17 protein-coding genes are annotated in these 20263 nt (G+C 46.3%); 6 read left to right on the forward strand and 11 right to left on the reverse strand.

Annotated features, from left to right (window positions below):
- Nucleotides 1–42: 42 nt before the first annotated feature.
- The 10 genes from murC to HF894_RS08595 form a co-directional block, all read right to left on the reverse strand.
- Nucleotides 43–1422 (reverse strand): UDP-N-acetylmuramate--L-alanine ligase, encoded by a 1380-nt coding sequence (gene murC, locus HF894_RS08550; protein ID WP_204971642.1) that lies wholly within the window; start codon nt 1420–1422, stop codon nt 43–45.
- 11 nt (nt 1423–1433) lie between these two features.
- Nucleotides 1434–2588 (reverse strand): undecaprenyldiphospho-muramoylpentapeptide beta-N-acetylglucosaminyltransferase, encoded by a 1155-nt coding sequence (gene murG / locus HF894_RS08555; RefSeq protein WP_204969579.1) that lies wholly within the window; start codon nt 2586–2588, stop codon nt 1434–1436.
- Between the two features lie 27 nt (nt 2589–2615).
- Complete coding sequence (locus tag HF894_RS08560; protein WP_075318304.1) at nt 2616–3923, reverse strand: FtsW/RodA/SpoVE family cell cycle protein; 1308 nt, start codon at nt 3921–3923, stop codon at nt 2616–2618.
- A 42-nt stretch (nt 3924–3965) separates the two neighbouring features.
- Entirely contained in the window at nt 3966–5300 is a 1335-nt protein-coding gene (murD, locus tag HF894_RS08565) for a UDP-N-acetylmuramoyl-L-alanine--D-glutamate ligase (RefSeq protein ID WP_021848819.1), read from the reverse strand.
- A gap of 7 nt (nt 5301–5307) precedes the next feature.
- Nucleotides 5308–6576: a phospho-N-acetylmuramoyl-pentapeptide-transferase gene (mraY, locus tag HF894_RS08570; protein ID WP_021848818.1), complete on the reverse strand. Its 1269-nt coding sequence runs from the start codon at nt 6574–6576 to the stop codon at nt 5308–5310.
- Between the two features lie 40 nt (nt 6577–6616).
- Nucleotides 6617–8068, reverse strand: a complete 1452-nt coding sequence (locus tag HF894_RS08575) for a UDP-N-acetylmuramoyl-L-alanyl-D-glutamate--2,6-diaminopimelate ligase (RefSeq protein ID WP_204971643.1) — start codon at nt 8066–8068, stop codon at nt 6617–6619.
- A gap of 16 nt (nt 8069–8084) precedes the next feature.
- On the reverse strand, nt 8085–10211 hold the full coding sequence (locus HF894_RS08580; RefSeq protein ID WP_246593180.1) for a penicillin-binding protein: 2127 nt from the start codon (nt 10209–10211) through the stop codon (nt 8085–8087).
- 23 nt (nt 10212–10234) lie between these two features.
- Complete coding sequence (locus HF894_RS08585) at nt 10235–10591, reverse strand: FtsL-like putative cell division protein (RefSeq protein ID WP_021848815.1); 357 nt, start codon at nt 10589–10591, stop codon at nt 10235–10237.
- 18 nt (nt 10592–10609) lie between these two features.
- Nucleotides 10610–11524 carry a 16S rRNA (cytosine(1402)-N(4))-methyltransferase RsmH gene (gene rsmH / locus HF894_RS08590; protein WP_204971644.1) on the reverse strand — a complete coding sequence of 305 codons (915 nt, stop codon included), beginning with the start codon at nt 11522–11524 and terminating at the stop codon, nt 10610–10612.
- 563 nt (nt 11525–12087) lie between these two features.
- Entirely contained in the window at nt 12088–12591 is a 504-nt protein-coding gene (locus HF894_RS08595; RefSeq protein ID WP_075318303.1) for an RNA polymerase sigma factor, read from the reverse strand.
- Nucleotides 12592–12823: 232 nt separating this feature from the next.
- Between HF894_RS08595 and HF894_RS08600 the strand changes: the two genes are divergently transcribed.
- Entirely contained in the window at nt 12824–13645 is an 822-nt protein-coding gene (locus HF894_RS08600; protein WP_021848812.1) for a 1-acyl-sn-glycerol-3-phosphate acyltransferase, read from the forward strand.
- A 33-nt stretch (nt 13646–13678) separates the two neighbouring features.
- Nucleotides 13679–14647 (forward strand): GNAT family N-acetyltransferase, encoded by a 969-nt coding sequence (locus HF894_RS08605; RefSeq protein ID WP_021848811.1) that lies wholly within the window; start codon nt 13679–13681, stop codon nt 14645–14647.
- A 14-nt stretch (nt 14648–14661) separates the two neighbouring features.
- On the opposite strand, the gene HF894_RS08610 is transcribed toward HF894_RS08605, so the two are convergent.
- On the reverse strand, nt 14662–15990 hold the full coding sequence (locus tag HF894_RS08610) for a deoxyguanosinetriphosphate triphosphohydrolase (RefSeq protein ID WP_204971645.1): 1329 nt from the start codon (nt 15988–15990) through the stop codon (nt 14662–14664).
- Nucleotides 15991–16135: 145 nt separating this feature from the next.
- Here HF894_RS08610 and dut point away from each other — a divergent pair, with 145 nt between their 5' ends.
- The 4 genes from dut to HF894_RS08630 are packed head-to-tail and all read left to right on the forward strand — an operon-like array spanning nt 16136 to nt 20263.
- Entirely contained in the window at nt 16136–16567 is a 432-nt protein-coding gene (gene dut, locus HF894_RS08615; RefSeq protein WP_075319191.1) for a dUTP diphosphatase, read from the forward strand.
- Nucleotides 16568–16600: 33 nt separating this feature from the next.
- On the forward strand, nt 16601–18409 hold the full coding sequence (locus HF894_RS08620; protein WP_204971646.1) for a tetratricopeptide repeat protein: 1809 nt from the start codon (nt 16601–16603) through the stop codon (nt 18407–18409).
- Complete coding sequence (locus HF894_RS08625) at nt 18393–18977, forward strand: DUF4292 domain-containing protein (protein WP_204971647.1); 585 nt, start codon at nt 18393–18395, stop codon at nt 18975–18977. Before HF894_RS08620 ends, HF894_RS08625 begins: the two co-directional genes overlap by 17 nt.
- Complete coding sequence (locus HF894_RS08630) at nt 18974–20263, forward strand: murein hydrolase activator EnvC family protein (protein WP_204971648.1); 1290 nt, start codon at nt 18974–18976, stop codon at nt 20261–20263. Before HF894_RS08625 ends, HF894_RS08630 begins: the two co-directional genes overlap by 4 nt.

Raw genomic sequence — 20263 nt, forward strand, 5'->3', positions numbered from 1 at the left:
CGCAATTATAACACTCAAATGAATTTGCTACGTATATATCTGTTAACGCCGTTGTTCCAGCAAACGAGTAATTTGAGGAACATAGTTATCCATATCACCAGCACCTAGTACAATCAGAACTTCGATATCCTTTGTTTCGAGCAAAGCAAGTACATCTTCTTTACGACAAAGACACTTTTCAATACCAGGACGTAATTGATCATAAATGAGCTGGCTACTAACGCCTGGAATAGGCTCTTCACGAGCAGGATAAATATCAGTAAGAATCACCTCATCAAGCAACGAAAGACTATCTGCAAACTCATGATAAAAATCGCGCGTACGTGTATAGAGATGAGGTTGGAAAATAGCCGTTATCTTCTTATCCTGATATAATTCACGAATAGATCGTACACTCTGAGCAATTTCCGCCGGATGATGGGCATAGTCACTGAGAAAAACAATACGATCTGTCTTCAGCTTAAAATCAAAACGGCGATCTACACCACGAAAACTGGCCATGCCTCGCTTAATTTCTTCATCAGTAACACCATTCAAATGGGCCAATGCCATAGCAGCTACACCATTATCTATATTAATGCTGACAGGTACTCCCAATTGAACATCACAGATACGCGTATCAGGCGCCACAAAGTCCACATAAATATCACCTCCGCCAATACGAATGTTTTCAGCATGAAAGTCACCATGATCGCGGCTGTAAGTATAAACCTTGACGCCAGACTGCACATCGGGCTGCAAGGCAAGTCCTTCGTGAAGGATGAGTGCTCCTCCTGGTTGAATAAGTGTTGTGTAGTGACGAAAACTTTCCAAATATGCCTCCCGAGTACCATAAATATCCAAATGGTCAGGGTCAGTAGCAGTAATAACACTCATATAAGGAGACAACCAGTGAAAGGAACGATCAAATTCATCAGCTTCAATAACTGTGTAAGGACTCTCCTGTGACAATAACAAATTAGTACCGTAATTTTTTGAGATACCTCCTAAAAAAGCTGTACAACCTACATGCGATTGCTGAAGTAAATGTGCAGCCATCGTACTAGTTGTGGTCTTACCATGTGTACCAGCCACACAAAGAGCCTTGCTGCTACGTGTAATAATACCCAATACCTGAGCACGTTTATGTATCTCAAAACCGTTCGTACGAAAATAATTCAATTCAGCATGTTCATTCGGAATAGCCGGAGTATAGACAATCAAAGTTGTAGCTGCATCTCTACACCATTCTGGTATTTGATTAACATCTTCTTCATAATGAATAACCGCTCCTTCTTCCACAAGCCGTGCTGTCAGTTCACTGGGTGTACGATCGTATCCAGCCACACGTTTGCCCAGTGAAAGGAAGTAACGTATCAAAGCACTCATTCCGATCCCTCCGGCACCAACAAAATAAACGGATTGTATAGTTTCTATATTCATAATAATATGCTTCATTTTATCAATTTCAACACTTCTTCAGCAATAATACGAGCAGAGTCAGGCAAAGCCAACTTTGCAATATTTATACTTAATTGCTTCAATAATTCATCATCTGCAACGGTCTCTAGAGCCGTATCAAGCAACTTTTCCTGCGCTTCGGCATCTTTCACATAAAGAGCAGCATCCTTGTTGACCAATGCCAACGCATTTTTTGTCTGATGGTCCTCAGCCACATTAGGCGAAGGAACAAGAATAACCGGCTTACCCAAGAGACAGAACTCTGAAATAGAACCTGCTCCAGCACGTGAAATAACCAAATCAGCCAACGTATAGGCATTATTCATATTCTTAATGAAGTCCGTCACATACAAGTTAGGAATACTACCTACTCGTGCATTGCGCACAGCTTCTCCCGTAAAAGCAGTAATGGCAGCTTTTACCTGATCTATATATATCTTACCTGTTTGCCAAATAAACTGCACCTCAGGATGTGCTTTCATAAGCGCTAACCCTGCCGCCAACGTCTGATTGATAGTACGTGCTCCCAAACTTCCACCTAATACAAGCACTGTCTTCAAATTAGGATTAAAACCAAATGCAGAAGCTGCAGTTTCACGTGTAATCTGATTATCTAGTAACGATTGTCTTACAGGATTCCCTGTTAATAGAATCTTCTCAGAAGGAAAAAACTTTTCCATGCCTTCATAAGCCACGCAAATGCGATCTGCCTTCTGAGCCAATAATTTATTGGTAACTCCGGCGTAAGAGTTCTGCTCTTGTATCAAAGTTGGTATACCCATCATACCTGCAGTCTTCAATGTAGGACCACTAGCATATCCACCTACACCCACCGCTACTTGCGGACGAAATTCCTTGATAATCTTGCGTGCTTTCCATTGGCTACGCAATAATTTAAGGATCACAGAGAAGTTCCTCCATAAATGCTGACGGTCAAACCCTGCTACCGGTAAACCAATAATACGATAACCGGCATCGGGCACACGTTGCATCTCCATCCTTCCTTCTGCACCTACAAAAAGGATTTCAGCCTCGGGACACAACTCACGAATAGCATTGGCTATAGATACAGCTGGGAAAATATGTCCTCCTGTACCACCACCGCTGATAATAATACGCGGAGCCTTATTATTAATGTAATCCTTCATTTTCACCTTTGTTTTTGGATTCTTCTTCTAATTGAATTCACTGTCACTGTTTAACAGTTTTGAAGTGGGTTCTTCTGCCTCTTCCTGGACCTGAACAGACGCGACATCTGCAACAGCAGCTTCCACTTGCATCGAAATCTGAGCATCATGTTGTTTCTGTTCTTCCAACTGAGAAGTATATCGACTGACACTAAGTATCATACCAATATAAGCACAGTTAATAAAAGTCGAGGTACCTCCTTTACTAATAAGTGGCAACGGCTGTCCTGTAACAGGTGCTAAACCTACAGCTACCATCATATTGAACAAAGCCTGCGTCACTAGCAAAAGAGCTATACCAATGACCAAAAAGGCCGGAAAAGTTCGGTCGCACTTCTTAGCAATACGTCCTACACGTATCAACAGACAAATATAAAGAAAAACGACAACAATACCACCAATAAGCCCCAGTTCTTCAATAATAATAGCATAAATAAAATCTGAATAAGCTTGACTAAGGAAGTCGCGCTGGACTGAATTACCAGGTCCTTTTCCGATAACATGACTGGTAGCTACAGCAATACGAGCATGAGCTACCTGAGCATCCCCATCAATATCAAACTTTGCAGCAGGCACTTCCTTAGCATAAGCAAAATCAACAATACGTGCTTTCACCGTAGTAAAACGATGTCCCATTGGAATCTTTTCCAATGTATCATTAGGTGTAGCCAATAAAAAAGACACAAATAGTACTACTGCACCAATCAAACCTCCTCCTAGTAATATCAGTTTTTTAGCTTGTACACGTCCGATAAACATCATCAAATAAACGGTACCAAAAAGCAATACACCAGTTGAATAATTCTCCGGCAAAATAAGACCACAAACAATACATGTCATGATCATGATGCGCTTAAAAGCTTTAGGGGATGCTCCCGATTCATCTTGTCCATGCGACAAAATTACAGCCGTTCCCATAATGACACCCATTTTAGCCAATTCTGAGGGCTGAAATTGTACCCCCATGAAAGTCATCCAACGGGCAGCGCCATTAATACGGTCACCTGTCACAATACCTGTAATCATAACAAAGAGCAATAGCACAACCGAAACCAACAGCAGGGGATATGGAAGTGCCTGAAACCATTTATAAGGAATATTATGCACAAACACAACAATCAATGCCCCAATGGAAAGCAGAATCGTGTGTTGGGTAATCGGTCCCCAATGGTCGCCACTTTTATAAGTAAGTGTAGACGCTGCGGAAAACACTTCTGTAATAGAAATAAGACAGAGCACCAAGAAGATAATCCATATCACCTTGTCACCTTTGAATATGCTTTTTAATAGATCCACGTTATTCTATTTTAAGATGTCCGTATCTCGTTTTAAAACAGTTTATAAACTTCGTACGCATGCTTTGAACTGATCACCACGATCTTCGTAGCTCTTGAAAAGATCAAACGAAGCACAACATGGACTCAGCAACACTGTTTCCCCTTTTTTGGCCAGATGGTAGGCAGCGTTTACAGCATCCTTCATACCAGTCTGTACATCGGCTACCGGCAGTCCCAAACGATCGAAGAAATCGTGCAACTTTTCGTTATGCAAACCCAAGTACACCAATGCCGAACACTTCTCACGCACCAAATCCTCTATCTCCTTATAATCGTTACCTTTATCCTTTCCACCCAATATCAACACAGTCTTGGTCGTCATGCTTTGCAGGGCATACCAGCAGGAGTTAACGTTAGTAGCTTTCGAATCGTTGATAAAATGTACCCCACGTACTGTAGCAACTTTTTCCAATCTGTGAGGAACTCCCTGAAAGTCGGATAAGGCCTTCCGAATGTCTTCATTCTTCACGCCTGCCAGGTTGGCCGAGATGCCAGCAGCCAGCGAATTATACAAATTGTGTGTACCGCGCAAGGCCAGTTCTTCTTGTTCCATGTTGAAAGCGATAGGTGTATTGATTTCCACCTCTCCATCTTCCACATAGGCAATAGCTCCATCTTCCTTAACAGCAGAAAAAGGATATAACTGTGCCCTTAGCCCATGTTTAGCTAACTCGCGACGAATAATGGGGTCATCATTCCAATAAACAAAGGCGTCTTCTTCCGTCTGATTCTGAGTAATGCGGAATTTAGCATCTACATAGTTTTGCATACAGTGATCGTAACGATCCAGATGGTCGGGAGTAATGTTCATTAGTACAGCAATATTAGCGCGGAACTTATACATGTTATCCAATTGAAAGCTACTCAACTCAATAACATAGTAATCATACTGCTCGGTAGCAACCTGCAAAGCCAAACTTTTTCCAATATTACCAGCCAAGCCGACATTCATTCCGGCACTCTTAAATATATGATAAATGAGTGAAGTGGTTGTCGTCTTTCCGTTCGATCCTGTAATACAAATCATTTTTGCATTCGTATAACGTCCGGCAAACTCTATCTCGGAAATAACAGGCGTACCCTGCGCTTTCAACTTCAATATCAGCGGAGCATCATTAGGAATACCCGGGCTCTTGATGACTTCATTGGCATTCAGAATCTTTTCTTCCGTATGTTCACCTTCTTCCCAAGGAATATCATACTTGTTCAACAGTTCTTTGTACTTGTCCTTGATGGCACCCATGTCTGAAACAAAAGTGTCGAAACCTTTCACTTTTGCCAGCACGGCAGCACCTGCACCGCTTTCGCCGGCTCCTAAAACTACAATTCTGTTCATATCTATATTATCTGATCTTCAACGTAATAATAGTAATAGCTGCCAAAATGATGGTCACAATCCAAAAACGAACGGTAATCTTCGATTCATGGAACAGCTGTTCTGGTTTGGTAAATACAACACGACATCCCGGCTCTATCAGATTCATACCGGTACGGAAATGATCGTGTATCGGTGTACGTTTGAACAAACGTTGTTTGACTCCTTTCCGCTTACCAGCTTTATAATAAACTCTTTGCAAAATAACCGAAAGATTTTCTACCAAAAATACTCCACAAAGAATAGGAATCAGTAATTCCTTGTGGATAATGATAGCAAAAACAGCAATGATACCTCCAATGGTGAGACTACCTGTATCGCCCATGAATACCTGTGCTGGATAAGCATTGTACCATAGAAAACCAATAAGTGCACCAATGAAAGCACAAACAAAGATTACCAGCTCTTCTGAGCCAGGAATATACATAATATTCAAATAACCAGCATACTCAATATGACTAGACACATAAGCCAATATACCTAATGTCAATCCTATGATAGCCGAATTACCAGCTGCCATGCCATCCATACCGTCATTCAAATTCGCGCCATTACTTACAGCTGTAACTACAAAGATAGTAACAAGAACGAATAATATCCATCCGGCAGTCTGCGCATGCTCACCTAGAAAACCCATGAGATCAGCATAATCCAAGTTATTACTCTTAAAGAACGGAATAGTGGTTTGTGTGGCCTTGATTTCCTTGGCAGCATGAACAATTTCTATCTGTCCATCCGGCTGTTCCATTTCAATATTCTCACGAATAACAACTTGTGGACTAAGATAGAGAGTTAACCCCACAATCAAGCCAAGCCCCACCTGGCCAATAATCTTGAATTTTCCGTGCAGACCCTCTTTATCCTTTTTGAATATCTTAATGTAATCATCAGCAAAACCCAGTGAACCCAACCAGACGGTGGTGATAAGCATCAGTATCATGTAGATATTTTCCAACTTACCCAATAACAAACAAGGAATAAGAGTAGCAAAAATAATAATGACTCCTCCCATACTAGGTACACCCACCTTATTCACACCAAAAGGATCAATGCTAGCATCACGCTGAGTTTCAGTAATCTGCTTTCGTTTCAGCAGATGAATAAATTTATCTCCCCAGATAGTGGAAATGAGCAGAGCCAGAATGATAGCCATCAACGCACGAAACGACGTGTAGCCAAACATACCTGCACCAGGGAAGTCATATTGGTCGAGCCAATGGAATAAATAGTATAACATGACAATGAATAATTTACAATGTACAATTAACAATCAATCTTCAGTTCATAATCTTCTTGAGTTCCTCCTTATCATCAAAATGATGTTTCACACCCTTTATTTCCTGATAGTTTTCATGTCCCTTACCAGCTACCAATACAACATCTCCGGGCTGCGCCAGCATACAGGCAGTCTTAATAGCCTCGCGACGATCAACAATACTAAGCGTTTTCTGCATATCATCTTTATCGAGACCAGCCAGCATGTCGTTAATGATATCTTGCGGTTCCTCAAAACGAGGATTATCACTCGTAATAATGACGCGATCGCTCAAGCGGGCGGCTTCTTTTGCCATGATGGGACGCTTGCCCTTGTCGCGATTCCCGCCGGCTCCTACCACGGTGATAACTTTACCTTTCCCTTCCAACACACCGTGAATGGCATTCAGCACATTGACCAGCGCATCGGGTGTATGGGCATAGTCAACAATCGCCGTAAAGCCTTTGCCAGATGAACGAACGGCATCAAAACGACCAGCTACCGGATGCAAGGTACTTAGCGCTACCAGCACATCTTCTTCTTTCTTGCCCAACAAGACGGCAGCACCAAATACCGCCAACAGGTTGGAAGCATTGAAACGTCCGATAAACTGAACAGCCACTTCATGATTGTTGAAATCGAGCAACATACCTTCAAAATGTGACTCCAATACACGACCCTTGAAATCACTCAAACTGCGCAACGAGTAAGTATATACATGCGAACGGGTGTTTTGTGTCATCACCAGTCCGTTCTTGTCGTCCAAATTAGTCAGACTGAAGGCATTCTTAGGCATGTCGTCGAAAAACTTCTTCTTAGCCTTCAGGTAATTTTCCACTGTCTTATGATAATCCAGATGGTCGCGCGTCAAGTTGGTGAAGATGCCTCCGGCAAAACGCAGGCCACTGATGCGCTTTTGGTCGATAGAATGTGAACTGACCTCCATAAAGGCATACTTGCAACCGGTATCCGCCATCTGCCCCAAGAGTCGGTTCAACGTAATGGGGTCGGGCGTCGTATGATCGGTAGGCACCGGTTCGTCGTCAATGTAGTTGCATACGGTAGAGATGAGACCTACCTTATAGCCGAAGTAACGGAATACATTATATAATAAGGTAGCAATGGTTGTCTTACCATTGGTACCAGTGACACCCACCAGCTCCAGCTTCGAAGTAGGATTGCCATAGAAGGTCGTCGCTATCTTGCCTACGGCATCTTCGCAGTCCTTCACAAGGATGTAGGTGATATCGGCTTCCTTCTGCTCTGGCATTTCTTCGCAAAGGATGGCTACTGCCCCTTTGGTGATGGCCGAAGGTATGTAGGTGTGGCCGTCGGTCTGCGTACCACGCATGGCCATAAAGAGATGACCGCCTTCCACCAGACGCGAGTCGATGTTCACCCCGGTTATTTCGATGTCTGTACTTCCGGCCACTTCTACCGGCTGTATAGCTTTCAAAAGTTCGTTCAGTTTCATATATCTTTTCATTCTTTTATTGTCTTAGTTGAAGGGTAACAGTCTGTCCTTTCACCAACCTGCTACCTCCTGCTATGGACTGGCTTCTCACCCTGCCGATGCCATAAAGCTGTACACGCAGCCCCTTGCTTTCCAGCAGATAGACAGCGTCTTTGGCTCCCATCCCTATCACATTCGGCACCAATCCCATTTTATCTTCTCCAGCCTGCAAGATAACCGCATTGGGTGATTGCTGTGCATGTCCCCAAGTGGTCTGACTAGCCGACAGCTTAAAATCCTTCTGTACTGGTACCTGCAGACCTTCCAGCACCCGGACCGTTTCATTCATATTGCCAGCCTTAACTGCCGGAATAACATTGGTCGTGCTATCTACGGCATTACTCAAGTCAAAATGGAGATTCTTAGCATAGACGCGTTCTGCAATCTTGCCAAAAACACTTCCTGCCATTCCACCACCCGAGGCGATACCTTTGTTGATCTGAATAGAAACAATGCAGCTGTAGCGAGGCTGCTCCGAAGGGAAGTAGCCACAGAAGCTGACCAAGTGGTTGCGCACGCCGCTCTTGTAGCCTGCCGCTCCCTGCGAGATCTGTGCCGTGCCGGTCTTTCCCGATACGTTGAACTGGTCGCTGCCGGCCGGCTTGGCCAGTCCGTGACCGACGACGTTGCGCAAGATGATACGTATCTGCTCCAAAGTGCGATCCGAACAGATCTTCTCATTGATAACCTCAACAGGGAATTCTTCCACTGTATCGCCGTCCTTCACAGCCTTAGTAACGAAGCGGGGACGAACCATCTTTCCGTTGTTAGCGATGGCGTTGTAGAAGGTCAAGATGTTGATGGGTGGCAACTGCACCTCGTAGCCGATACTCATCCATGGCAAGGTGGTCTTGGCAAAGTATTTCTCCTTCGGACCCTTGATATTGGGCGTGCCTTCGCCTGGGATTTGCAGGTGGAGCGGCTGGTCAATACTCATGCGCTTCAGGCCATCCACAAACTTTTGCGGATCGTCCTTATAGTACTTGTCGATGATGCTGGACACTCCAATGTTGGACGACACCTCCATGATGCGGTTCACGTCGATGGCGCCATAACCTCCACGATGCCAGTTGTGGTCGCGCATGGCCTGGCCGTACATCATCTTAATGCCGTTGCCGGTATCGACGATGTAGTCGGGCGTAACTTTACCATCCTCAAGCGCCACCATGATGGAAGCGGTCTTGAAGGTGGAGCCCGGCTCCTGCAGGTTGCTGATGGCGAGGTTGCGCATCTCGTAATAGTTGCCGTCCTGCCCGCGCGTCATGTTGACAATAGCCTTCACGTCGCCTGTGGGTACATCCATCAGGATGGCTACGCCAGACACGGCTTCCAGCTCTTTCAACTTGTCGACCAACGCCTTTTCACAGATATCCTGCATGTCGACGTCGATAGTGGTGATGATATCGCAACCATCCACGGGCGGACGATCCACGATGTTCAGGTACTTATTCATCACCTTTTGACGATGAGTGATGCCTTCGCGACCTTTCAGCAAGGAGTCGAAAGCCAGCTCGATGCCATTCTTCGCACCCTGAGCGGTATCGGCATACACGTCGCCCAGCGTACGTGCAGCGAGTGAACCGAACGGTTTCTTACGCTGGTTGTAGGCCAGCTCATGAAAACCACCTTTGTATTTGTTCAAATTGAACACGGGCAGACGCTTGGCCTCCTTATACTGAATGTAGGAAATGCGCTTAGGATAAATCAGGTAGTTACGGCTTCCTTTCTTGCGGCCCTTCAGCAGATGGGACTTGAACTGAGCAACACTCCGATCCGGGAAAATCTTATGAAGACCTTCGCAGATTTCCGTCAGGTGATTCATCAGCATGGTGTCTTTCTGATGTCCACCGGCCTTGAAGTCCATGTAGATACGGTATTCGGGCAGGGAGCTGGCCATCAGCTTACCGTCGGCCGAAAGGATGTTGCCGCGGTTGGGCCTGACAGGAACGCCTTCGCGCACGAAGCGGTCGGCCACGTCTTTCCAGTAGCCCTGCTCGGCAAACATGATGAGGCCGGCCTTGACTACCACCGCTATCCCCGTGAGCGACATCAGCAGCACGACGAAGAAGTAGCGGGTCATTATGTTTTTTTTGTTTACAGCCATGGTGTTCGTTGCGGATTGTGGTTTTACTTTATCAGGTAAGGAGGATTGGTCGCCGTCTGCAAATCGCTTTCACGGGTGGAGATGTACTCCTCGATGCGCGACTGGCGGCTGCGCTCCATCAGTTCGGAACTGCGGGTCAGGGCGTCATACTTGATGTCGGTCAGCTCCTTTTTCAGGCGGTCGATCTCGATCATCTGCTGCTGGCAGGCGTAGCGGTTGTGGATGTAGAAGATGATAAGCACCATAACCAGCACCAGCAACTTCGTCTGCCGGCGGAAGAAGTCCGTGGCCAGAATATCGCCGCCCACAATGCTTTTCCAAGAAGCATGCTTGCTTTTCTTCTTGCCCGGCTGCACGGTGTTTTCTTGTGTCGTTTCCATTGCAATATCTCCTTTATTTCATCGTTTTTCTGCTATTCTCAGTTTGGCGCTGCGCGAACGAGGGTTGCGGGCTATCTCTTCGGCGTCGGGCACGATAACCTTGTTGTTCACCAGTCGGAAAGGCGTCTGCACGTTGCCGTAGAAGTCCTGCTCGGCGCGGCCCTCTACGTTGCCCGTCTTCATGATATTCTTCACCATGCGGTCTTCCAGCGAGTGGTAGGTGATGACGACCAGACGACCGCCCGGCCGCAACGCCTCGGTAGCGGCGCGGAGCATTTCCTTCAAGGCCTCCATCTCCTGATTCACCTCGATGCGCAAGGCTTGGAATACCTTGGCCAGTTCCTTCTTCTCGCGTTCGCGGCCGAAGAGGGGCTTGACGATGTCCAGAAAGTCGCCGATGGTGACGATTTTCTGCACGGCGCGTGCCTTCGCCAGCAGGGAAGCCAGCTTGCGGCTGTTCTTCAGCTCTCCGTAGAGGTAGAAGATGTCGGCCAGGCGCTCCTCGTCGTAGGTGTTCACCACGTCGGCCGCCGTCAGGCCGGCACGCTTGTTCATGCGCATGTCCAGCTGGCCGTCGAAGCGGAAAGAGAAACCTCGTTCGCTGTCGTCGAAGTGATGGGACGACACGCCCAGGTCGGCCAGAATGGCGTCCACACGGTCGACGCCGTAGTAGCGCAGGAAGTTGTGCAGGTAGCGGAAGTTGCTGCGCACGAAGGTGAAGTGCGGGTCGTCCACGATGTTACGTTCGGCATCCTCGTCCTGGTCGAAGCTCAGCAGCCGCCCGCCGTCGCCCAGCCGGGAGAGGATTTCGCGCGAGTGTCCGCCGCCACCGAAGGTCACGTCGACGTACGTGCCGTCCGGGCGGATGTCCATGCCGTCCACGCTGGGTTTCAGCAGCACGGGGATGTGGTATGTCGTTTCTTTTTCAGCCATTTGCACCTTAATTATATAAACGGCTGTAAAAGTACGCATTTCTCCACAATTACGGGCAAGGATTTCGCTAAAATCCATAAACAAGTTTTCAACAGCTTTAAATCCTTTGTTTGCAGACGTTTCCGCCGACTTGTGCGAACGATACTTTAAGTGAACGAGGGGGGGCAACTTTCGGGATTTTCTACCCGTCCACCGCAGTTGTCGGCCTGACAATCGGGATTTTCCGCCCGTCCACCACGGTTTTTGGCCGACTTTCGGGATTTTCGGCCCGTCTACCGCGGTTGCCGGCTTGAAAATCGGGATTTTTGCCCCGTTTACCACGGTTTTCAGGCGACTTTCAGGATATTCGGCCCATCTACCGCGGTTGTCGGCTTGAAAATCGGGATTTTCTACCCATCGACCACGGTTTTTGGCCTGACAATCGGGATTTTCCGCCTGCCGACCTGAAGAAAAGAGCCGACTTCGAAGCGAAGCCGGCCCTTTTCTTTGCACAACTAAAAATATACACAGCCTTTTCTCACGAAAAACGCTTGTCCTTTCATATATATAGAGATTGGGGAGTATCAGACGAAGTCCTTCAGTTCGCGTTGCAGCCGCTGGCGCGTGAAGAAGATGCGGCTCTTCACCGTACCCAAGGGGAGGTCGAGCTTCTCGGCAATCTCACGGTACTTGAAGCCCGCCACGTGCATGGAGAATGGGATGCGGTATTCCTTGGGGAGGGCGTTGACGATGCGGTGCATCTCTTTCAGGTCGTAGGCCGTCTCGGTGCTTTCCACGTAACTCTCGCTGGGCGTGTTCAGGTGATACTGGTTTTCCGTCTGGTCGACGAACGTCTGGTCACGCATCATCTTGCGGTAGTTGTTGATAAAGATATTGCGCATGATGGTATAAACCCATCCTTTAAAATTCGTTTCAGGTGTATATTTATCTTCATTGTCGAGTGCTTTCAAGGAAGTCTCCTGAAGGAGGTCGTTTGCGTCTTCGCGGTCTGCGGTAAGCTTGTAGGCAAAGCGGAGCAGATCGTCTTGAATCCCCACCAAAGCCTTTGTAAATGTTACACTGTTCATACTATACGTGCGTGTTAAATGATTAATTGTCGTACTTTTGTTCCGACGATGCAATGATACGGACTCTTTACGCATTCGGTCACCCGAAATCCGATAAACTTAGGGGGAAAATCTGTTTATTGATAGATTTTGGGTGTATTTTGTCAGTTTTCAGGTGTATTTTCTGTCAAAGTCTTGCACGGAATTAAAAAGAAGCGTTAATTTTGCGCAGTTATTTTATCCGGATTCAAGAATGGCAGATGACTCTTTGTTTTTAATAGACATTGACAGGATCCTTCGGGAAAAAGCTCCGAAGCAATCAAAGTACGTGCCCCGTTTCGTCGTCTCGTACCTGAAGCACATCGTCCATCAAGACGAGCTGAACGTCTTCCTGCGCGAATCGAAAGACAAGGTCGGAGTCGACTTTCTGGAAGCATGCCTGGAGTTTCTCGATGCCAAGATCGAAGTAAAAGGCCGCGAGAACCTGCCGGACGACCGCCTGTGCACGTTTGTCTCCAACCATCCGTTGGGCGGACAGGACGGCATCTCCCTGGGCTACATACTGGGCCGACACTATGACGGCAAGGTGAAGTATCTGGTGAACGACCTGCTGATGAACCTTCACGGACTGGCTCCCCTCTGCATTCCCATCAACAAGACCGGCCGCCAGGCCAAAGACTTCCCTAAACTGGTAGAAGCCGGTTTTGCGTCAGACAATCAGCTCATCATGTTCCCCGCCGGCCTTTGTTCCCGCCGTCAGAAAGGCGGAGTGATAGCTGATCTGGATTGGAAAAAGGCATTCATCGTAAAAAGCGTGGAACATCAGCGCGACGTCGTCCCCATCCACTTCGAGGGACGCAATTCCAACTTTTTCTACAACTTGGCAAACCTGTGCAAGTTCTTGGGAATCAAGTTCAACATCGCCATGTTGTATCTGGCCGACGAAATGCTGAAAAACCGACACAAGACCTTTACCGTAACCATCGGGAAACCCATTCCCTGGCAAACGTTCGACAAGTCGAAGACACCCGCGCAATGGGCACAGTATGTAAAGGATATCGTATATAAATTGTAAGGACACAGAGTTTATAGAAAAATAGGTATGAGTATGGAAGAGATTATAGCACCGGTAGACAAAGAACTGCTGAAAGCGGAGCTGACGGAAGAAAGGCGCTTACGGATGACAAACCGCAGCCATAATCAGATATACATCGTTACGGCACATGAAGCCCCAAACACGATGAGAGAAATCGGCAGATTACGAGAAATTGCTTTCCGAGCTGCTGGTGGTGGAACCGGCATGTCGATGGACATAGACGAATACGACACCATGGAAAATCCCTACAAGCAATTGATCGTATGGAACCCCGAAGCCGAGGAAATCCTGGGTGGATACCGCTACCTGCTGGGAACAGACGTTCGGTTCGACGAACAGGGAGCCCCAATTTTGGCTACTTCACACATGTTCCACTTCTCCGAACAATTCTTGAAAGAATACTTACCTACCACCATTGAGCTAGGCCGTTCATTCGTCACTTTGGAATACCAATCCACACGTACAGACAGCAAAGGTCTTTTCGCACTGGACAACTTGTGGGATGGTTTAGGTGCACTGACGGTCGTCATGCCCAATGTAAAGTATTTCTTCGGCAAAGTAACCATGTACCCCAGTTATCATCGTTTGGGTCGCGACATGATTCTCTACTTCCTGCATAAGCATTTTGGCGATAAGGAGGGGTTAGTTGTTCCGATGGAACCATTGAAATTAGAAGCAGATGAAAACGACTTGGCTGCATTATTCTGCAAAGACTCATTCAAAGAAGACTACAAAATATTAAATGCTGAAATCAGAAAATTTGGTTACAACATCCCCCCGTTAGTCAATGCCTACATGAGCCTAAGTCCCACAATGCGCATGTTCGGTACCGCTATCAATTATGAATTTGGCAATGTAGAAGAAACAGGCATCCTGATTGCTGTCGATGAAATTTTAGCTGAAAAACGTATTCGCCACATCCAATCGTTTGTAGAGAACGAACAAGATGTGAACCGTTTCGTGTTCAACAAGAAGGCCTGAAAAGGCACGGAACATCAGCTAATTTCCGGCAAACTGTTCCCGTTTATTTTCCGATAAAGATCAAGGGCAAAGACATCCGTCATGCCCGAAATATAATCCAATACCGCCTGTATTCTTTCGTAGAATACGGGCGATTTTATGTTATATTGGCTGGATACCCGGTTGATAAGCAGTTTGGAATAAGTTTTTTCAGGCGAACAAACAGCATCAGTCATCAATTCCAGCAGCGTACCGATAATACGAAAACCTGCTAATTCAATATCGAGTACATCGCGCGAGCAATATATTTTCTCAAACGATATTTCAGAGCAAAGATGATAAGCAGAAGCAGGAAGAGGACTAATATGTTTAATCAGTGTACCCTCAAACTTACCCGCCAATATCTGCTTTTCGTTATCCAAAAAAGCTTGGGTACATTCACGTATCAACAAACCGATGACACTGGAACGCAGATAGGCAATCTGTTCGTTGACATCACTTACGATCTTCAGCGTCTGTTCCATATGCGCCTTACGTTCATCGTCAAAATAAGAAAGAAGCAAACTTTTCGTTTCGTCTGTAGTCAATATTTTCAATTTATGCGCATCCTCAATATCCATCATCTGATAGCAGATATCGTCAGCCGCCTCTACCAAGTAAACCAATGGATGACGAGCATATCTCAGCGGCTGTTCATTCAACTTTATCATGCCCAGTTCCTCAGCAATACGACGGAAACTTCCCTCTTCACTGATGAAAAAACCGAATTTAGATTTCTTTCCCGCCAAACTCGATGAAAAGGGATATTTTACAATGCTGGCCAAAGTCGAATAGGTCAGTACAAAACCACCTGGACGTCTTCCTTCAAACTGATGAGTTAGAAGACGGAAAGCATTGGCATTCCCTTCAAAATGAGTAAAGTCCTCCCACTGCGCCTCTGTCAGTTCACCTTTTAAAATAAGTCCTTTTCCTTCGGAGAAAAAAGTAGAAATAGCCCGTTCCCCTGAATGCCCAAACGGCGGATTGCCTAAATCATGAGCCAAACAAGCGGCTGAAACAATAGAACCTATTTCTGGAAGAAAACTCTGCTGTAAATCTGGTTCCTTAGCCAAGATCCCTTTAGCAACATCGTTCCCCAATGAACGTCCCACACATGATACTTCCAAGCTATGCGTCAATCGATTGTGCACAAAAATACTGCCCGGTAAAGGAAAAACCTGCGTTTTGTTCTGTAAGCGACGAAAAGGGGCTGAGAAGACCAGGCGATCATAGTCGCGTTGAAACTCTGAACGATTCTCGTGACGTTCCTGATGAAATTCTTCCAATCCGAAACGCTTGGCTGACAAAAGGGTATTCCAATTCATCTTAGATTTTTATAAGTTTGACGTTTGAGAAAACAAGAATGCAGTTACTTATATTTAACTGCAAATGTATGACTATTTGCTTCAAAATCCGTACTTTTGCCCATTAAAATAAGTATATAAAATTAGTTAGATGATACCAAATATGCTGAAAGTACAGATTATCAACCGTTCAAAGCATCCGCTTCCAGCCTATGCCACTGAACTGTCGGCAGGCATGGATTTACGTGCCAACCTGTCCGAACCGATGACTCTCGCACCCATGCAACGCTGTCTGATACCTACTGGACTGTACATTGCACTTCCTCCTGGCTTTGAAGCACAAGTACGCCCTCGCAGCGGATTGGCTCTAAAGAAAGGAATAACGGTGCTCAACTCCCCCGGCACGATAGATGCTGATTATCGAGGAGAAATATGTGTCATCCTGATCAATCTGTCAGCCGAACCATTTGTTATTGAGGACGGAGAACGCATTGCACAGATGGTTATAGCCCGTCATGAGCAAGCCATTTGGAAAGAAGTAGAAGTATTGGATGAAACACAACGCGGTGCTGGCGGTTTCGGACATACAGGTATGTAGAAATCTGTAAATAAAAAACGAATAAATCGAGTAATGAGATACAAACTGAACAAATGGCTGGGAACAATTCTTGCGATATGCCTATTGATGTCATGCGGAATGGTTCGTGAAGGAAACAGAACAAAGATTTCCGCGAGCACAACAACAATAGTCATGGCAGATACTTTGGCTCCAGCTCTCCAACGCAAATATAACTATTTTTTTCTGGAAGCAGTACGGATGAAAACGCAGCAGAAATATGATGCCGCCTTCGACCTATTACAACATTGTCTACGTATCCGTCCCAATGCTCCTTCAGCACTGTTCGAATTATCGCAGTTTTACATGGCCTTGAAACAGGAAGAACAAGCGGTAATTTCACTGGAAAAAGCAGTGCATTACGCTCCAGATAATTATTGGTATGCACAAGGATTAGTCAATCTCTATCTGCAACAACAGAACACAGAGAAAGCCACTGTATTATTGGAAGACATGACAATACGCTTTCCTGACAAACTAGATCCTATTTACAATCTGCTGGATATCTATAACCGCCAACAACTGTACGACAAAGTGCTGGTACTACTTAACCGACTGGAAGAAAAGCTTGGTAAAAGCGAACAAATCAGTATGGAAAAGTTCCGTATCTACCTGCAACAAGACGATCGTAAAAATGCATTCCGCGAAATAGAGAGTTTAGTGAGTGAATACCCTAATGATCTTCGCTATCAAGTAGTATTAGGAGACGTCTATTTGGATAACAACAAAACAGAAGAAGCCTATACTCTTTATCAAAAAGTACTGACCGAAGAACCAGACAATGCGATGGCTCTCTATTCAATGGCTTCTTATTATGAGAAAACCGGACAAAAAGAACTTTATAACCAACAGCTTGATACCATCTTGCTGAACAAGAAAGTAGAACCAGCCACCAAACTGGAAGTTATGCGCCGACTAATTGTACAGAACGAACAAGCTGGCCAAGACAGTACTCGTATCATAACCTTGTTCGACCGTATCATGGAACAGGAATCTGATGATGCCAACATGCCAATGCTATACGCACAATACCTTCTGTCAAAAGGCATGAACAAACAATCTATTCCTGTACTCAACAAAGTACTCGACATCGATCCGACCAATACGGCAGCTCGTATGACGCTACTGGGCGAAGCTGTTCGTAGCGAAGATTATCAGGAAATCATCCGTTTATGTGAAGCTGGAGTTGAAGCCAACCCTGATATGTTGGAATTCTATTTTTACCTGGCTATCGCCTACAACCAAGCCGAACGAACAGACGATGCACTTGCTATTTGTCAAAAAGCATTAACGCACGTCACTAAAGATAGTAAAAAAGAAGTTGTATCCGACTTTTATGCCATCATTGGCGACGCCTGGCATACAAAAGACAAGAATGAAGAGGCCTACGCCGCTTACGATTCAGCCTTGGTCTATAACCCCAATAATATAGGAGCATTGAACAACTATGCTTACTATCTTTCTTTGGAACGCAAGAATCTGGACAAAGCAGAAGAAATGAGCTATAAAACGGTGAAAGCCGAACCTCAAAATGCGACCTATCTGGATACATACGCCTGGATTCTGTTCGAAAAAGAGAATTATGTACAAGCCCGCCTGTATATCGACCAAGCCATGAAGAGTGATGAAGAAAAAAGCGCCGAAGTAGTAGAACATTGCGGCGACATTTATTACATGGTAAACGAAGTAGAACAAGCTGTGAAATATTGGCAGCAGGCACTCGATATGGGCAGCGATTCGGAAACACTGAAACAGAAGATAAAGCAACGAAAATACATCCGCGAACCCGAAAAAAGACTGAATAAAAATGAATGTAAAGAATAAATTCCGTACGCGGCCATTTATGCCGCTATTGTGTCTAATGGCTTTGCTGATAGGCTTGGCCGGTTGTAAGACTTCCCGTCAAGCAGGGAGTAAAAGCAACGAAACCGGCTATCTTTCGTCCAAAGTGACTTTGACCGTGCCTACCAAGGATGCTGTTCTGACAGTTAACGGCACCATGAAACTAAAGAACGGTGAACGGATGCAACTTTCCTTCCTCATGCCGATATTGCGTTCCGAAGTGGCGCGCATTGACATCACGCCCGACGAAGTAATCCTGGTAGACCGCATGGGCAAACGCTACGTGCAGGCCTCACGTCAGGAACTGAAAGGCATGCTTCCCAAGAAAGCGACTTTCCAACACTTGGAAAAGTTACTTTATGCGGCTTCACGTCCCGGTGGAAAGAATACGTTGACCGGTAGTGAACTGGGCATTCCTTCGCTGGAGAAAGGAAAAATAGAGTTGACAGACTTTTCCACCAAACCTTTTAACCTGACTCCGACACAACTTTCCTCCCGCTATCAAAAGGTGGAACTTCATGAACTACTTGAAATGTTGATGAGCCTATGAAACGGTTCTTGTGTGCGTTAGCTGGATGCCTTTGTCTGCTGCTGCCTCTAATGGCTCAGTCGAACAAGCTCATCAAAGAGCTGGAAAGTAAGCGCGGCGCTTTGCAGAAACAGATTGCCGAATCGGAAAGCCTGTTGCAAACCACAACCAAGAATGTAGGTAGCCAGCTGAAAGGACTAGCCGCCCTGACGGGGCAGATCGAGGAACGTAAACGCTACATTCTGGCCATCAACAGCGACATGGATGCCATCGATCGCGAACTGGTCTCGCTGGAACGGCAACTCAATCAGCTACAGAAAGAATTAAAAGATAAAAAAACAAAATATGCGGCTTCGGTCAACTACCTTTACCGCAACCATACGATTCAGGACAAGCTGCTGTTCATTTTTTCCGCACAGACCCTGGAGCAGACCTACCGGCGCTTGCGCTACGTCCGCGAGTATGCTTCCTACCAGCGCATGCAGGGCGAAGAAATCCAAAAGAAACAGAAACAAATCAACGACAAGCGCGCCGAGCTGACCGAAGCCCGCAAGGCTAAGGAAAACCTCCTGAAAGAGCGCGAGAACGAGAAAACAACGCTCGAACGGCAGGAAAAAGAACAAAAAGCCCTGGTAGACAGCTTGCGCAAGAAGCAGCGTAGCCTACAGAGCGAAATCAACAAGAAACGCAAGGAAGCCAACCAGCTGAACGCCCGCATCGACCGCCTGATTGCCGAAGAAATAGAAAAAGCACGCAAACGTGCCGAAGAAGAGGCGCGGCGCGAAGCGGCTGCCCGCAAGAAAGCAGAAAAAACAGAAAGTCCGTCGGCCGCCAAACCGAAAGCCAAGCCGCTGGAGGCATACACGATGAACAAAGCCGACCGCGAACTCTCCGGCAGCTTCGCCAGCAACCGCGGAAAACTTCCTGTGCCTGTCACGGGTCCTTACATCATCACCAGCCACTATGGCGAATACACCGTGCCCGGTCTTAGGGGCGTGAAGCTCGACAACAAGGGCATCGACATCCAGGCCAAGCCCGGAGCTCAGGCGCGGGCGGTGTTCAACGGAAAGGTGGCCGCCGTGTTCCAGCTGAACGGACTGTTCAACATCCTCGTGCGCCACGGCGCCTACATTTCTGTCTACTGCAACCTGTCTACAGCCTCGGTGAAGGCGGACGACACGGTGAAGACAGGGCAGACGCTCGGCACCATCTTCTCCGACGGAGCAGACGGCGGGCGCACCGTCCTCCACTTCCAGCTACGGCGGGAAAAGGAGAAACTCAACCCCGAACCGTGGCTCAACCGCTGA

This window comes from Caecibacteroides pullorum, from assembly GCF_019239235.1.
In the GTDB taxonomy this organism is placed as follows: Bacteria; Bacteroidota; Bacteroidia; order Bacteroidales; family Bacteroidaceae; genus Bacteroides; species Bacteroides pullorum.

Excerpts from the sequence above, each read along its gene's own strand:
- HF894_RS08580 (WP_246593180.1), bottom strand. The coding sequence starts at position 10,211 with ATGGCTGTAAACAAAAAAAACATAATGACCCGCTACTTCTTCGTCGTG.
- HF894_RS08600 (WP_021848812.1), top strand. The coding sequence starts at position 12,824 with ATGGCAGATGACTCTTTGTTTTTAATAGACATTGACAGGATCCTTCGG.
- HF894_RS08605 (WP_021848811.1), top strand. The coding sequence starts at position 13,679 with ATGGAAGAGATTATAGCACCGGTAGACAAAGAACTGCTGAAAGCGGAG.
- murD (WP_021848819.1), bottom strand. The coding sequence starts at position 5,300 with ATGAACAGAATTGTAGTTTTAGGAGCCGGCGAAAGCGGTGCAGGTGCT.
- HF894_RS08595 (WP_075318303.1), bottom strand. The coding sequence starts at position 12,591 with ATGAACAGTGTAACATTTACAAAGGCTTTGGTGGGGATTCAAGACGAT.
- murC (WP_204971642.1), bottom strand. The coding sequence starts at position 1,422 with ATGAATATAGAAACTATACAATCCGTTTATTTTGTTGGTGCCGGAGGG.
- HF894_RS08575 (WP_204971643.1), bottom strand. The coding sequence starts at position 8,068 with ATGAAACTGAACGAACTTTTGAAAGCTATACAGCCGGTAGAAGTGGCC.
- HF894_RS08585 (WP_021848815.1), bottom strand. The coding sequence starts at position 10,591 with ATGGAAACGACACAAGAAAACACCGTGCAGCCGGGCAAGAAGAAAAGC.
- murG (WP_204969579.1), bottom strand. The coding sequence starts at position 2,588 with ATGAAGGATTACATTAATAATAAGGCTCCGCGTATTATTATCAGCGGT.
- rsmH (WP_204971644.1), bottom strand. The coding sequence starts at position 11,524 with ATGGCTGAAAAAGAAACGACATACCACATCCCCGTGCTGCTGAAACCC.
- HF894_RS08610 (WP_204971645.1), bottom strand. The coding sequence starts at position 15,990 with ATGAATTGGAATACCCTTTTGTCAGCCAAGCGTTTCGGATTGGAAGAA.
- HF894_RS08620 (WP_204971646.1), top strand. The coding sequence starts at position 16,601 with ATGAGATACAAACTGAACAAATGGCTGGGAACAATTCTTGCGATATGC.
- HF894_RS08630 (WP_204971648.1), top strand. The coding sequence starts at position 18,974 with ATGAAACGGTTCTTGTGTGCGTTAGCTGGATGCCTTTGTCTGCTGCTG.
- mraY (WP_021848818.1), bottom strand. The coding sequence starts at position 6,576 with ATGTTATACTATTTATTCCATTGGCTCGACCAATATGACTTCCCTGGT.
- HF894_RS08625 (WP_204971647.1), top strand. The coding sequence starts at position 18,393 with ATGAATGTAAAGAATAAATTCCGTACGCGGCCATTTATGCCGCTATTG.